Source organism: Leptospira brenneri (assembly GCF_002812125.1).
GTDB classification, from domain to species: Bacteria; Spirochaetota; Leptospiria; order Leptospirales; family Leptospiraceae; genus Leptospira_A; species Leptospira_A brenneri.
Genome location: NZ_NPDQ01000013.1, coordinates 42,140 through 55,978, shown reverse-complemented (window position 1 = coordinate 55,978; position 13,839 = coordinate 42,140). Strand labels below are relative to the sequence as shown.

Sequence of the window (13,839 nt, the reverse complement as noted above, 5' to 3'; positions counted from 1 at the left end):
CTAGAAAAACCTTGAATTGGAATACACCTGAAGATGAAATACGGACTCTTGTGCGTTAAATTCTTGAACCTACCATATTAAGTAACGTGGAAACGTCATAACTAGATTTCTGTTATTTCAAAAACAACGAAGTTTTTAACAGTTTTGTATCCTGAAAGTGACATTGGAATAGGAGCAAGATAACTTGTTGGTGTTTGGGCGACTAAAGACATGAAAGTTAGTCCATAAGTCATAAAAGTTTTATCAATATCCACTTTTTGTGTAATTATATGATCGAAAACAATTTGATTCGATTTTTTTGAAAAATCCAAATATTTGCAATTTAAGTATTCTGGGTAGAAATCAGACTTATAGTTTAATTTTAGACAATCTTTATTGTCGGTTAGATCTAAATTCAGGAAAGCGATTTCATTTTTTTGGAAAGGTCGAATAGTATTGTACCTTACAAATATTTTTGCACATAGATGAGTATTTTCAGCTAAAGGAATTTTAATATCTTTTGGTTCTTTAATATGAATTTCTTGAATTTTTTCGGAGCATTTAAATTCCTTTGCATTCTTCCAAATTATTTTATATAATAAAACATCAAGAAGAAGAGGATATTTTTCAAAATTATTAAATTTTAAAACTAGTTGTTTGGTATTCGTTTCGCTTTCTTTAATTTCGGATATATAATCTTCATAGTTTTGATAGCTTTCGCAATTTATCGCTAGAATAAAAATTATTAAGAAATTTTTTATATTTTTCATATTTATTGTAAAAAAATTGGATTTTGAAAATGTCGTATAACGAACTAGACTTAACGACGTTCCCCGACCCTGAGTCCCTGGAAGGGACGTTAGGGACTGGAACGACGCTTGCGGAGGCAAGAGAAGTTCCAGAGGGGAATGTGTCGCAGACCGAGCGAGGGCGCAAGTCCCGAAGCGAAGCGTTAAGTTGCTGTTATATGCAGTAAGCGAGATAATAATGAAATTTCAATTAATGGAATTTCTGATATGTATACTTTGAAAATGGTTTACCATTTATTAATAAAATCTGTTCTATCCGAAAACAAATTCAATATAAAATTTGATATTTTGCTACCGGCGAACGAAAGTGTTCCTTCATGTGATCCGTAAATTAACCAGCTAGTATTTTTATCAGTATACATTGTTTCGTAACAGTTTGGTTCAAATTCACTAGCATCAATTTCATAATCTAGCTGTTCTTCTGTAATCTTGTAAAGATGATGATTTGAATTGCTTAAAATGAAATTAGAAATTTTTAGAAAATCGGATTCTGTAATATTATCTTTGTTAAGAAAGTATGCCTTTTTAGTTTTTAACGGGGAAAGTGGATACCAATAGCCTCCATTAAATTCCCAATTTTCTTTTAATAGATTTCGTATTTCTAAAGATTCTATTTCAGATAATCTTCTTTTATGAGGCAAGGGTTCAACATTTATTAAATCAGAGTCAGAAAGGTTGTTTATATAATTAAGAAATTTATTTCGTTCCTCAAGTATTGACTTATCTGCAATCATGTTTAAAGTATTTTTTGTAAAAGGACTCTCTGATTTTAATCCTAATTCGATTATTTTAGATTTGCATTCATCAATAGAGTCATATTGATTCCCAACAATTAATTCAATTCCATTTAGAATGGCTAAAAGAGCATTATATCTTGGAAATAAATTGTAATCCTTTTCGGTGTAGGTGTATGGAAAATCATTTCCCGTTCTTTCTCTTAAATATTTGTTTAACCAGTATATGTAGTGATTTAAGCAGTATCTCCGTGCTAAAGTGATTAACGATTCAGATTTATTCATAATTTTCAAATTTCTTTGAACTGGCTGCAAAATCGAATTTAATTTTCGCTTATTGCATATAACGAACTAGACTTAACGACGTTCCCCGGCCCTGAGTCCCTGTAAGGGACGTTAGGGACTGGAACGCCGCTTGCGGAGGCAAGAGAAGTTCCAGAGGGGAATGTGTCGTAGACCGAGCAAGGGCGTAAGTCCCGCAGCGAAGCGTTAAGTCGCTGTTATACGACGTGTTTGCTATATTTCGTAAATATATTGAGCTGGTAGGACTTTTAATATTTTCTTATCCAAAGTCCAAAGTTTTAAATTTCTTTGTTTAGTCTCGGATATTAATATAGAATCGATAATTCCAATTCCATTTTCTAAATGTTTATTTTCAAAAGATAACTTCCCTGCTTGAATGAAGGTTCCATTAGACAAAATGTTATTTAAACTTTCCCAGTAATCTAAAACAAAAGTAATTTCAGTTTTGCTTTTACAACCCTGCAAAAGTTCACCAAAAACAACTTCGTGAGCAATTATATCTGAAGCTTCAATCAATTGAACTAATTTAGAGAAATATGGTTCTTTTCCACGAAAAAATTCAATCCAAACAGAGGTATCAACTAGAATCATTATGTTCTATTAATTCTTCTGATTTTTTCTGCACTAAATTCAAGAGAGAATTGCAAAGGTTGCTTTCTTAGTTTTTCATTTAGTTTTTTAACTTTTGCAAGTTTAACCCACTCAGATAGTGCCTTTTGTAGAGAATCGGTAATATTTTTACCTTCTGTATATTTTTGAACTTCGGTTATTAGATCATCTGGTAATATTGCCGTTACTTTCATACGATATATAATACGATAAAATATCGGATTTGTCAATCCTGTTTTTTGTAATATAAGATGAGTTTTGCAAACATGTCGCATAACGAACTAGACTTAACGACGTTCCCCGACCCTGAGTCCCTGGAAGGGACGTTAGGGACTGGAACGAGGCTTGCGGAGGCAAGAGGAGTGCCAGAGGGGAATGTGTCGCAGACCGAGCGAGGGCTAGTCCCGAAGCGAAGCGTTAAGTCGCTGTTATGCGTAGTGGTCAATTCTTAACCGATTAAATGTTTTATTAGTTCGAAGGGAGGTAAATTCTCACCTGCACCTGTTTCTAGTTGATTTTCTGGTTCTTCGAATGATTTTGGTTTCTCTGTTTTATTGACTTCTTCTGAAACGTCTTCACTAAATGAGCTACCATAGACAGTTTTGTAAGATTCCAAAAAAATATTTGATTTTCTAAATTCTCTAAATAAAGGCCAGACATGATATGATTGTTTCTTAATTAATTCACCTGTTTCACCTATTTGAAGCATAATCTTGCAGGCTTCTTCAAAATTATTTTTTAAAACGGAAACTGCTAATCGAAAGTCCAACGCGCATGCAGACCAGTCTTCTTTCTCTAAAATTTCTAAACATTTTTCTGTATTTCCAGAGAATTTTAAGGCTATGCCATAATTTATTACTCTTATTCTTCGATCTAAATCCTTTATTTTATTTTCAACTGAAATTGCAAATTCGGAAAGGAGTATTGCTCTGTCATATCTTTCAAATCGTAGAGACTCATAGATAGGCTGAGATAAATGTTCGTTTGCTTCATCGTTTTCATCTGGAAAAATTTTTCGCCAAAGTGTTTGTCCTAGTTTTAAAGAGACTTCATAAATTAAAGAACAAGCTATGGTGAAATATTCATAATCAATATTTAATTTTTTACCTTCTATAATTTCTGAATCTAGCTCAAATTTATTTTCGTTACATATTTTTATATATTGTTTAGATACAATACCTTCGCAATGGGTTATTAAATTTCTCCTTTGACCCATTTCAACAAAATGACTCCAATTCTGAAATTTCTTTAGGTTAATACCAAATTGCTTTTCTAAATGATCAAATTGTTCGACATAGCTTTTTCTTCTAAATTTTTCAATTTCTTGATTGAGGACGCTCTCTTTTAAATCTTCAAATGATTCATATCTCAAAATTTCAGATAGTGGAACTTCAATATTTAAGGTATCCAATAGCTCAGGTTTTTTTTGATAAATTGATTTTAATAAATTTCCAGTAAATGCATCGAATGACGAGAATAAACCGAGAAATAGACTTGTTAATAAAGTTGATGGAAGATTAGATTCTTTTAATCTTTCTATTAATAAAAGTGCTTCATCCGAACTGGCTGGCATTTCATTTGAAAAATATTCGATTCCATCTGGATCTTTTATCGTTGAAGCCTTTTTCAGTTCTATAAGTGAGGCATCCCACATATTCTGCTGCATAACAATTAATGTTCGATATAATAAACGAGAAATAGCTTCAATATCTCGATAGCTATGAAGAGCATGATCTATCGAAATTACAATCGGATGTTTTGAATTTTTATCTAAATTTTCATTAGTTGATTTCGCTTTTTGTCCGTTTTCTTCCACTTTTTTTCCTAATTATTTAATTCATTTATTATGAGAACAGAGTTTGACCATTACGCATAACGAACTAGACTTAACGACGTTCCCCGACCCTGAGTCCCGGAAGGGACGTTAGGGACTGGAACGACGCTTGCAGAGGCAAGAGGAGTGCCAGAGGGGAATGTGTCGCAGACCGAGCGAGGGCGTAAGTCCCGAGGCGAAGCGTTAAGTCGCTGTTATACGCTGGACTGCGTTTAGAAAGTGACTCCTAAGCCTATCTTACCTGAATATTCTTGTAGCGACCAAGCGTGAGATAGATTTTTCTTTCTCGCTTCAAATGGCATTGAATCAGGGACTTTATGAGCATCATAGTTAGAAGCAGTACCTTCAAAGAGAAGATAAAAATTATCAAATAGAAAGAATCTATTTCCTAGAGATAAAGTTGACTGGTAAATAACAGCCATATCTTCTATGTTTCTGCCATAGCCAAAACCAATTCTTATGTACGGATCGAAAGTAGGGTGGCTAATGAAATGATAAGCTATATGTAACCCAACGGTTACAATTTGTAAAAACTCATTATTACTCTTTGTATTATATGGAACTAGAATTTCACGAATAATTGAATTTTCTCTAGCGGCTTGATTTGTTAGATATGTATTTAGATAGTCATTAGCTAAGTTATTTTGAAACTTTGTGTCGCTAATGTTGTGAGCTTGGAAACTAGCATTGTTTAAACTGATACCGAATCCAAATTTAGGGTTAAATAGGTATTCTGCAAATATAGCATATGTATTACTTTTTAATTTGGGTTTAGGAGAATTTTCGAATGCATAAATACTCGCGATTTTCTGCTGATCCGATCCATAGGTAGCCGTTCTGTCACCAATTACTTCTTGTCTATTGAAGAAATCATTGTTTTTGTTCATGACAGTGCTGTCAATCTGATGAAGATTTGTGTTTGGAATGATCAACGAACGAGAAGTAGTTGCTTCTATAAAGAATTTCCTTTTGTCATACAAATTTTCTGCCTTAACATTGTAATTCATTAGAAAGAGTAAGAATATTATTAAGTTTTTTTTACTTTTTTGCATTTATTTCCTTTTATTATGAGATTTAGCAGTCTTGCGTATAACGAACTAGACTTAACGACGTTCCTCGGCCCTGAGTCCCTGTAAGGGACGTTAGGGACTGGAACGACGCTTGCGGCGGCAAGAGGAGTTCCAGAGAGGAATGTGTCGCAGACCGAGCGAGGGCTAGTCCCGAAGCGAAGCGTTAAGTCGCTGTTATGCGAAGTTTTCGGGCCTACAAAAGCGATTACGCCACGGACGGCGTTCTTTTTCTTCCTGTCTTAGTAGTTTTGACTTTATATTCTTTTACAAGAATGTCAGTAGGGATTCCGAGATTTTGATTAATCTTTCTAATCATTTCCAAAGTAAGCTTTCTTTTTCGATTTAAGATTTCAGTGGCACGACTTCGCCCACCGATGAGATTTCCTAAATCAACGCTTTTCATGTTCATGTCATCCATAACAGATTTTAAAGCTTCTATTGGATCTGGATCTTCAATAGGATAATGTTTAGTTTCGTAAGCATCAACTAATGTTATTAAAATGTCTAATTTATCGTATTCTGGAGTATTTTTCTTTGCATCCCAAAGTTTCTCAATTTCAGATAGAGCTTCTAAGTGATCTTTTTGATTTTTAATAGGTTTAATGTTCATTTAAATCACCTCAGCATTGATTTTATCATATTGTTCATGAGTTCCAATAAAACGAATAAAAACAGTTTGTAAATTATAGTGAATCTTCACGATCAATCTGTATTTGTTACCATGTACATTGAAAACGACTCTATTATCTTTAAGAAAACTAGCATTTCGATACTTTTCTTTGATGTCAGAAGGAGATTTCCATATAGCTTTCGAAGTCTCTTTAAACCAAACTTCGATCGGAATTTTGGAGTCGGAGTATTTAGGAATAGAATAGAAATCTCGGAGTATTTTTCTTGAAATAACCCTCACAAATCAATATATGTATGTTACCGAATTGGTAACAACCACTTTTTGCTATTTTAGCGAGCACGGATGCTCGCAATTTATTAAAACATAAGCGCCCGAAAATTTTCGCATAACGAATTAGACTTAACGACGTTCCTCGGCCCTGAGTCCCGGAGGGACGTTAGGGACTGGAACGAGGCTTGCGTAGGCAAGAGGAGTTCCAGAGAGGAATGTGTCGGAGACCGAGTGAGGGCGTAAGTCCCGAAACGAAGCGTTAAGTCGCTGTTATGCGCTGTTTATAAATTTTCAAGTAATCTTCTTTCTTCTTCTAATGATTTTTCTAAGTATTCTTCGATTGTTTTTCTCAGGTTTGAAAGTTTTTGAACTTCAGATTCGAGTTCAGATTTAAGCTTCGGAAATAATTTTGAAATCATATTTTCAAAATCTTCATAATTTGCTTTATTAATCGAATATACATATCTATCCTTTGGGGTGTGTTTTGATAGTTTAGAGTTAGATTTTATATCAGGCTCATTTTTAAATTTAAAGCTAAATAATGTTTTAGAAATCAATCGCTCAATTGAAGAAAATTCAAAAATTGCTCTATATGAATGGCTAGGTATGGTTATAGATTGATGTTCAGAATCATCAAAATTTAAACTTGAATAAAAAATTGAAATTATCGAAGATATAAAAAAATCTTCATCAATTCTTGTGAAAAATTCAGATAAAACTCTAAGCATAAAAAGTTTATTATAATAGTAGTCATCTAATTCCGAAATAAATTCTATAAAATTTCCGATTTCATAACCTGAAGTTCTTTTTGTTAAATCATAAATTTTATCATAAATTATTGTTTTATGTAATGAGTTTATTTTTTGTACTTTTTGGGCAGCGAAATAATCTTGTAGACTTCTGTGTATAAATTGATAAACTCCAGAATCTTCCGTTAGTATACCATAAGAGACAGTTAAGTCTTCTTTAAGCTTATCAACTTGAGCGTTAAATTTTTGATTAGTGATAAATTGCTCGAAATCTGAATTAATGGTTACTGAGTCAAAAGAATATTGTAGTTTAAAGGTATTTTTAAAAGCAAATTCATTGAGTAAAAATTTGACTGAATCAATACTTAGCTCTGAGTGTGATTTTCTAACATATCCATTTTTATGCCAGCTATCATGTTCAGAGAATAGAGCATTTGAAACCCGTTCGTAAAATTCACTATTTTTTTCAGGCAATGTTGAATTGTTTTTATATGTTAGAATGAAAGTTGATAAAAGAAGTGGATTGGAAAGAAATTTTTCTGTTTCATTCCATTTTTTTTCTTTGATATCCTTTTTTAAATTTGTCAATAATTCTTCTTCTAAATCTTGCTTTTCGATAAAAGAAATAGCTTCGTCTAATGTGAAATTAGATATTTTAATGTTCGTAAAATTTGGAATTAATTCAGCTACAGGACTAGGTCTGCTTGTAAGGATAAAAAAATTGTTTGGATATTTTTCTCTATAATTATTTAAACTGTATATGAATTTTTCTCTCATAGAGAATGTTAGTTCATCGAAGCCATCTAATAATATTATAAATTTTTCTAATTCTAATAATTTTTTAATTATTCTTTTACTTTCAGTTGAAAAATTTTCCTGAACTGTTTGATTAATTATGTCGTTCAAACTAAGTTTGTCAAAGTCTATTCGTCTGAGTTCGAGGTATAGAGGTATTTTTTCACCTAAGCTTATACTACTCATGAAAATATGTCTGAGTAACGTGGTTTTCCCTGACCCTGGACCTCCAATTACAGTTATATAAGGTCCAAATTGTTCTAGTGACTTATGGCTATCAATTGTTATACGTAATTTATTGCAATACACCGCCTGGGTTTGATAAATATCATAAAAATATTTAGGTAACTGTCGATGTAGTATGGTTTTTATATTTGAGAAGGAATTTAATTTAAGTGAAATATAAGTTTGAATTCCTTCTCCGAATGTAAATTTTATTTCTTCCTTAATTTCGGTGAACGTATTTAAAAATACGCTTAGTACTTTAGGTATCTCTTTTACACTTGCTTTAAGAATTTCTTGTTCAATCATATTTTTTCCTCAAATTTTTATAAATGGCGTATAACGAACTAGACTTAACGACGTTCCTCGACCCTGAGTCCCTGGAAGGGACGTTAGGGACTGGAACGAGGCTTGCGGAGGCAAGAGGAGTTCCAGAGAGGAATGTGTCGCAGACCGAGTGAGGCCGTAAGTGCCGAAACGAAGCGTTAAGTCGCTGTTATACGTAGTGGCGTCTTTTAGGTTAATTGTTAGTTATTATATTGATTACTTCAGTTTTCTGTAAAGTTAGTGGACTTATTTACATAATAGAGTATATTTTTCATTTTTCAATATTCTTTTAAACTTCACATTATGCTTTACTTTATAAAAATCTATTGCTAAAGCAGGTTCAACATTTTCATAAGGTTTTTCGCTTCCTTTAATTTTAATCAAGCAATTTGTATCGAATTCAATAGCGTTTCTGTAATTTCGGTTAATCGATTCCAAATAGATTGCCTGCCGATTAAAAGTGAATATAAATTGCGTTCTCTTAAACATTTGGCTTAATGGGTTAATGAAATTCCCGTTTACGGAGCCGTTTTCCTTATAAAAGAGATCTAAATTTGGAATTAAATTTGAAATGTTAGTAGAGAAAGGTCCGGGATCAACTTGTAAATATATGTCGTCGTATTTAAAGGGAATTACCGATTTTAAATCTAAATATTTAAATTCCAGATCTTTATTTTCCAATATTGAGTCTGTGAAAAGAGGTTTATTACAATTAATAGAAGCGTAGCAAAAAATAAATATAAAAAGTTTATTAATAGAGTTGCGAATAACAGTATTTTCTTCCTTTTTGAACCGAACTATATTTTGAGTAAACATCGAAGCTTTGATATTCTAATTTGAAATTTAATTTTTTATGTAATTTTACGCCATTACGTATAACGAACTAGACTTAACGACGTTCCTCGACCCTGAGTCCCTGAAAGGGACGTTAGGGGCTGGAACGCCGCTTGCGTAGGCAAGAGAAGTTCCAGAGAGGAATGTGTCGGAGACCGAGCAAGGCCGTAAGTGCCGCAGCGAAGCGTTTCCCCGTAGTTAGTCGCAGTCGCATTTAATCCAGATTCTCTGATATCTCTTCGTAATAGTTTAATATAGCTTTTGTTGAAAATAATGCAAAATGAGCATCGGCTCTAGAGATACTATTGATTTCTTCTGAACTCTCGCTGATATCTTCTAAATGAAGACCCAATGATAAATAATGGTTAATTTTACGATTCCATTTCTCTTTAAAGAAAAAATTGCTTTGATAGTAGGGGTTGGATTTCACTTTTTTATCAATGAGCGAGATACATTCTCTGCAATTTGCTAAAACGCCCTTATAATTGCATGCTAATAGGGATTTGTCTCCATTAGCTATATAATTCCAAGCATTTTTTAGAGTTTTGTTATTAGTCGGTATCTTTATAACAAAAAAGTTACCCAAGCCAAGGTAAGGAGCAAAGTCGTTTAACCAGTCGGAACTTTTTATTTCTAGAGAGTAGTTTATAGTTTCTGTATTAAATTTTAGGAAGTCTCTATTTGAGTTTACCGAAATGAGATTCATATCCGTGTAGTGTGGATGATAATTTGGATCATATTCATAAAATAATAGTTCTTTATTTACATTTAGGTCTTTAATTCTGCCATATTTTATATTTGATATTGAAAAATTATTTTCCAAATATTTTACAGAAGTTAATATATTTAATTTTAAGTTTCCTTCATTTCTTATTTTCTCAAGATATTCTAACTCAGAGTTGGAAATTCTTAATGCAAATGAAATATTAAATGTCTCTAAATTTTCTTTTCTACCTGCTGCCCGGGACATTGTATTACTTAAAGTCTTTGTTCTATTGTCTACGAATAAGGAAATCTCTTCTAGGTTAGAAATAAATTTTCGATCAATTGTAAATACGGACGAATTATAACTTATTGGTAAACAAGTATTACTATCAAACTCAATATAAACTTCCAGTTTAATGAAAGGTTGGAGTGAATTATTTATTATGGAAGGAATTATGTTTGTTATTTTCATATTGTTTTTGCGATTGCGACTAACGAACTAGACTTAACGACGTTCCTCGACCCTGAGTCCCGGAAGGGACGTTAGGGACTGGAACGCCGCTTGCGGAGGCAAGAGAAGTTCCAGAGAGGAATGTGTCGCAGACCGAGTGAGGCCGTAAGTGCCGAAACGAAGCGTTAAGTCGCTGTTATGCGCAGTCCCGTATATTTAATTATTTCTTATATAATCTAAAAAATTCATCGAAAGCTTCTTTTCCACTGCTAGACTCATTTAAACACCATTCTTCTACCTTTTTTAAGTCAAACTTTTGACTTTTTGCAACTAGCAATGCCTGATCTAAACATTCTCTTGCTTTAAAGTGTATAAAGGAAGCTAGTCTATCTTTAATACAGTCAGTGGGAGAAAGAATTTTAAGAATTTTTCCTTTAAACTCTTGTTCGTCAGGAATAATTCGATAATCATCTCCTATTGATACTGGTGCAGAAACGAATTCAATGTATAAATGCTTGCAATTAGGATGTACATAGTGGCGGTTAACTTTACTAAAGCCAATACTTTCCATAGTAGATTTAATATCACTTGCCTTTGATAAAAGAGGTTCAACTAAATCGATGTCACCAGAACGATATGCTCCTTTTGAATAAATAGCAACGACAGCCCCACCGACTAAAACGGAATGAATTCCTTTATTTGCGAGATGCCATCCAACGAATTTCCATAGATCTTCTTCGTTAACGTCTGACCAATTAGGTTCTTCCATATACTGGTTTCCCTTTTTGCCTAGGTCTTCTTCTTTCTGAAAATATTTTTTCTTTTTCTTCTATTGTTAATGAATTATAGAAAATTTCTAAGATAGCCTTTATTGGTTTAACAAAAGGAGATTTTTGATTAAATGAAAAGACTCTAGTTCTCCCAACATTTTTTGCGACAAGAATACCGGCTTTTTCGAAGCGTTCCAGTTGCAATCTGATTGGTGTCGGAGCGAGTTGATAATCATTAGCTATTGCAGCGGAATGAATTTCATTGTAATGGAATAAATGTAGAAGAACTCTGGATGCTGTTTTATTTCCAAATATGCCATCAAGTATCATAGGTAAAGGATACTACTTTGTCCAAAGATATCAACTAAAAAATAGTCGATATGGACTAGAAATTAGTTTATAGGGATTGCGCATAACGAACTAGACTTAACGACGTTCCCCGACCCTGAGTCCCTGAAGGGGACGTTAGGGACTGGAACGCCGCTTGCGGAGGCAAGAGAAGTTCCAGAGGGGAATGTGTCGCAGACCGAGCGAGGGCTAGTCCCGAAGCGAAGCGTTAAGTCGCTGTTATTCGCAGTCCGCTTTACTTGAACTGATCGAATGGTAATTTTTGTGTAGTTTCTTTCGTGAATTCAAAACTTAATTCACCTTCTACGAAATTTTCATATTCATCGCATATAATTTTATATTTTAAAGTAATGTTATCTGAATTTTTTAATCGAACATAAAGAGCATCTATATGAAAGTTAGATCTTCCTGCATGAGATACTCGATTCAGCCAAAAATGGGCAATTTGCGTTTTTTCATTATATTTGATTTTATCTCTGACTTGTTGACTTTTCCCAAATAAGCCTGGGAGTATCATAGGTTTAATTTTATTAAATTTACTTAAATCGTATAATGGCTGAAAAAAGGGAATAATGTCTTCGTCATCTTCTAAAATGTCATTTAGAATAGATTCAATATTTGGAGGATCTATTAGATCGTACTCTTTTTTTTTGAATTTATCCGAATATTCAGCTTCGGTTACAAAAAGGTTTTGAGGAAATTTGATTTTAACGCTTATATTTGATGCTGGAACTGATCCATTATTTTCAACAAAGAATACAAAGAATGATTCATTAAGTTGTTCCGCTACTAATTGATAATGATTTTGAATTGAATTTTGATATTTTGTATAGTGTTTTCTATACGAGGTGAAAAGTCTATCTGCAATTTGACTTATTTCTTCGGTTTTTATCCGTTGATTCTCTTTCGACTGGATATATTCAATTGCGTTATCAATAGTTATTAATTCTGGTTTTGAAATATTTTCTTCAATTAAGAGTTTATAATCTGCATATGGTAGTATATTTATTTTATCTGTCGAAAATTCATCGCCATTTGTAATAATTCCTAATCTTAAATCTGGTGTTCTTTCTTTAACAATTAAATTTTCTAAACTTATATTTACCCTATAAAGCTCTTGTATTATAGTCTTTAAAAGATCAATATTCGAATTTTGAAAATAGTGATCCCTTATTGAATGGTATTTATTCAATAAATGGCGTAAAAAAGATTCATCGTATAGTTCGATAGGAATTGTTTGTTTATTTTTCCAAGTATCAAACCAGACATTTTCATCAAAATTTAAATCTTTTGGTATGCAGAGAATCCATTTTTCACATTTTATATCTTTGTTATTTTTTATTTTATTAAATGATTCCCTAATTTGATTCTTTTGGCTTTCATTAATTTGATCTGGAAAATATTTGCATTGGAAAATTACGGATTTTTCTTCAAGACTCCCTAAGTAGCATTCAATACCCTTATCTCCTTGACTTAATGCAACTGATCTAATAGGGCCATTTTCCGAATTTAGAAGGTCTTTTACTAGAAGTTCAAATGCATATCTTGCTCCTTCCTTTGTATATAGTTCCTGTAGTTTTCTAAAATTGATGATCATTATTAATTTTTAAGGATTGCGAATAACGAACTAGACTTAACGACGTTTCCCGACCCTGAGTCCCTGGAAGGGACGTTAGGGACTGGAACGACGCTTGCAGAGGCAAGAGGAGTGCCAGAGGGAAATGTGTCGTAGACCGAGCGAGGGCTCGTCCCGAAGCGAAGCGATAAGTCGCTGTTATGCGAAGGTTCCAATTTTAGTATAATTTCTTTTTATTTGGTTTTTGATTTAATTGAATTTATCCATTCATCGAACAGATCAGGCGGCCTTTTTGTTTTATGCTTTGAAAAATGGAACTTATAATCCAATTTTGACTCTAGATTATTCTCTTTTAAGTTATATATAATTTTAATTTGGGTAGGAATTTCTCTGTTGTCTAGCTTAAATAAAGAGAATATTTGTTCTAGAATTTCCAAATTTTTGGTTGTTAATGTTGAAATATTTTTATTGGAATAGTCAATTTTTTTTTCTAAAATGTTGTTAACTTCATGCAATTCAGCAAAATGATTTTTTATTTTATAAAACACTCCTGTATATGAAACATTTTGTTCTTTTGTTCCGAAAAAGTAAATAACTTCAGTTTCCCTTTCGTTATTTCCTATAAAGTCATAGGCTACTTGGATAACTTCTTTACAAAGATTCTGAAAATCAAGGTCAAACCGTATTTTTTCCATTATTGTTCACTTTTTTTTGATTAATGTCCAAACTGCCGCAGGTTTTTTAAAATTAAAAATTTGAAATTCTATTTTATCTTTATAGGTTATTGGAAAAAGATTTGGAACTTTCGCATAACGAACTAGAC

14 protein-coding genes are annotated in these 13,839 nt (G+C 32.6%); all 14 read right to left on the bottom strand.

All coding sequences use genetic code 11. The annotated features are described in order from the left end of the window. Positions 1–101: 101 nt before the first annotated feature. Entirely contained in the window at positions 102–749 is a 648-nt protein-coding gene (locus tag CH361_RS18880; protein ID WP_125232082.1) for a hypothetical protein, read from the bottom strand. Between the two features lie 266 nt (positions 750–1,015). After that, positions 1,016–1,807, bottom strand: coding sequence for a hypothetical protein (locus CH361_RS18875; protein ID WP_100792382.1), 792 nt, complete (start codon positions 1,805–1,807; stop codon positions 1,016–1,018). A gap of 231 nt (positions 1,808–2,038) precedes the next feature. After that, positions 2,039–2,416, bottom strand: a complete 378-nt coding sequence (locus tag CH361_RS18870; protein WP_100792381.1) for a PIN domain-containing protein — start codon at positions 2,414–2,416, stop codon at positions 2,039–2,041. Then, on the bottom strand, positions 2,416–2,628 hold the full coding sequence (locus CH361_RS18865; RefSeq protein WP_100792380.1) for a hypothetical protein: 213 nt from the start codon (positions 2,626–2,628) through the stop codon (positions 2,416–2,418). Before CH361_RS18865 ends, CH361_RS18870 begins: the two co-directional genes overlap by 1 nt. Positions 2,629–2,882: 254 nt before the next feature. Next, positions 2,883–4,250, bottom strand: coding sequence for a hypothetical protein (locus CH361_RS18855; protein WP_100792378.1), 1,368 nt, complete (start codon positions 4,248–4,250; stop codon positions 2,883–2,885). 230 nt (positions 4,251–4,480) lie between these two features. Beyond that, complete coding sequence (locus CH361_RS18850; protein ID WP_100792377.1) at positions 4,481–5,320, bottom strand: hypothetical protein; 840 nt, start codon at positions 5,318–5,320, stop codon at positions 4,481–4,483. Positions 5,321–5,543: 223 nt separating this feature from the next. Beyond that, positions 5,544–5,948 (bottom strand): helix-turn-helix domain-containing protein, encoded by a 405-nt coding sequence (locus CH361_RS18845; protein ID WP_100792376.1) that lies wholly within the window; start codon positions 5,946–5,948, stop codon positions 5,544–5,546. After that, positions 5,949–6,248 (bottom strand): type II toxin-antitoxin system HigB family toxin, encoded by a 300-nt coding sequence (locus CH361_RS18840; RefSeq protein ID WP_100792375.1) that lies wholly within the window; start codon positions 6,246–6,248, stop codon positions 5,949–5,951. 272 nt (positions 6,249–6,520) lie between these two features. Further along, positions 6,521–8,314, bottom strand: coding sequence for an NACHT domain-containing protein (locus tag CH361_RS18835; protein WP_100792374.1), 1,794 nt, complete (start codon positions 8,312–8,314; stop codon positions 6,521–6,523). A gap of 1,066 nt (positions 8,315–9,380) precedes the next feature. Beyond that, positions 9,381–10,343: a hypothetical protein gene (locus CH361_RS18825; RefSeq protein ID WP_100792372.1), complete on the bottom strand. Its 963-nt coding sequence runs from the start codon at positions 10,341–10,343 to the stop codon at positions 9,381–9,383. Positions 10,344–10,542: 199 nt separating this feature from the next. Beyond that, positions 10,543–11,091: a hypothetical protein gene (locus CH361_RS18820; protein WP_100792371.1), complete on the bottom strand. Its 549-nt coding sequence runs from the start codon at positions 11,089–11,091 to the stop codon at positions 10,543–10,545. Continuing rightward, positions 11,078–11,422, bottom strand: coding sequence for a hypothetical protein (locus CH361_RS18815; RefSeq protein WP_002975840.1), 345 nt, complete (start codon positions 11,420–11,422; stop codon positions 11,078–11,080). Before CH361_RS18815 ends, CH361_RS18820 begins: the two co-directional genes overlap by 14 nt. Before the next feature lie 253 nt (positions 11,423–11,675). Further along, the gene (locus CH361_RS18810) at positions 11,676–13,037 is read right to left on the bottom strand and encodes a hypothetical protein (RefSeq protein ID WP_100792370.1); all 1,362 of its coding nucleotides are present in this window, start codon (positions 13,035–13,037) and stop codon (positions 11,676–11,678) included. Between the two features lie 212 nt (positions 13,038–13,249). Further along, positions 13,250–13,711, bottom strand: coding sequence for a hypothetical protein (locus tag CH361_RS18805; protein WP_100792369.1), 462 nt, complete (start codon positions 13,709–13,711; stop codon positions 13,250–13,252). Positions 13,712–13,839 lie beyond the last annotated feature (128 nt).

Bases quoted from the DNA above. Each gene is read 5' to 3' on its own strand.
- CH361_RS18845 (WP_100792376.1), bottom strand. From the start codon at position 5,948: ATGAACATTAAACCTATTAAAAATCAAAAAGATCACTTAGAAGCTCTA.
- CH361_RS18815 (WP_002975840.1), bottom strand. From the start codon at position 11,422: ATGATACTTGATGGCATATTTGGAAATAAAACAGCATCCAGAGTTCTT.
- CH361_RS18810 (WP_100792370.1), bottom strand. From the start codon at position 13,037: ATGATCATCAATTTTAGAAAACTACAGGAACTATATACAAAGGAAGGA.
- CH361_RS18820 (WP_100792371.1), bottom strand. From the start codon at position 11,091: ATGGAAGAACCTAATTGGTCAGACGTTAACGAAGAAGATCTATGGAAA.
- CH361_RS18870 (WP_100792381.1), bottom strand. From the start codon at position 2,416: ATGATTCTAGTTGATACCTCTGTTTGGATTGAATTTTTTCGTGGAAAA.
- CH361_RS18825 (WP_100792372.1), bottom strand. From the start codon at position 10,343: ATGAAAATAACAAACATAATTCCTTCCATAATAAATAATTCACTCCAA.
- CH361_RS18835 (WP_100792374.1), bottom strand. From the start codon at position 8,314: ATGATTGAACAAGAAATTCTTAAAGCAAGTGTAAAAGAGATACCTAAA.
- CH361_RS18850 (WP_100792377.1), bottom strand. From the start codon at position 5,320: ATGCAAAAAAGTAAAAAAAACTTAATAATATTCTTACTCTTTCTAATG.
- CH361_RS18875 (WP_100792382.1), bottom strand. From the start codon at position 1,807: ATGAATAAATCTGAATCGTTAATCACTTTAGCACGGAGATACTGCTTA.
- CH361_RS18865 (WP_100792380.1), bottom strand. From the start codon at position 2,628: ATGAAAGTAACGGCAATATTACCAGATGATCTAATAACCGAAGTTCAA.
- CH361_RS18805 (WP_100792369.1), bottom strand. From the start codon at position 13,711: ATGGAAAAAATACGGTTTGACCTTGATTTTCAGAATCTTTGTAAAGAA.
- CH361_RS18880 (WP_125232082.1), bottom strand. From the start codon at position 749: ATGAAAAATATAAAAAATTTCTTAATAATTTTTATTCTAGCGATAAAT.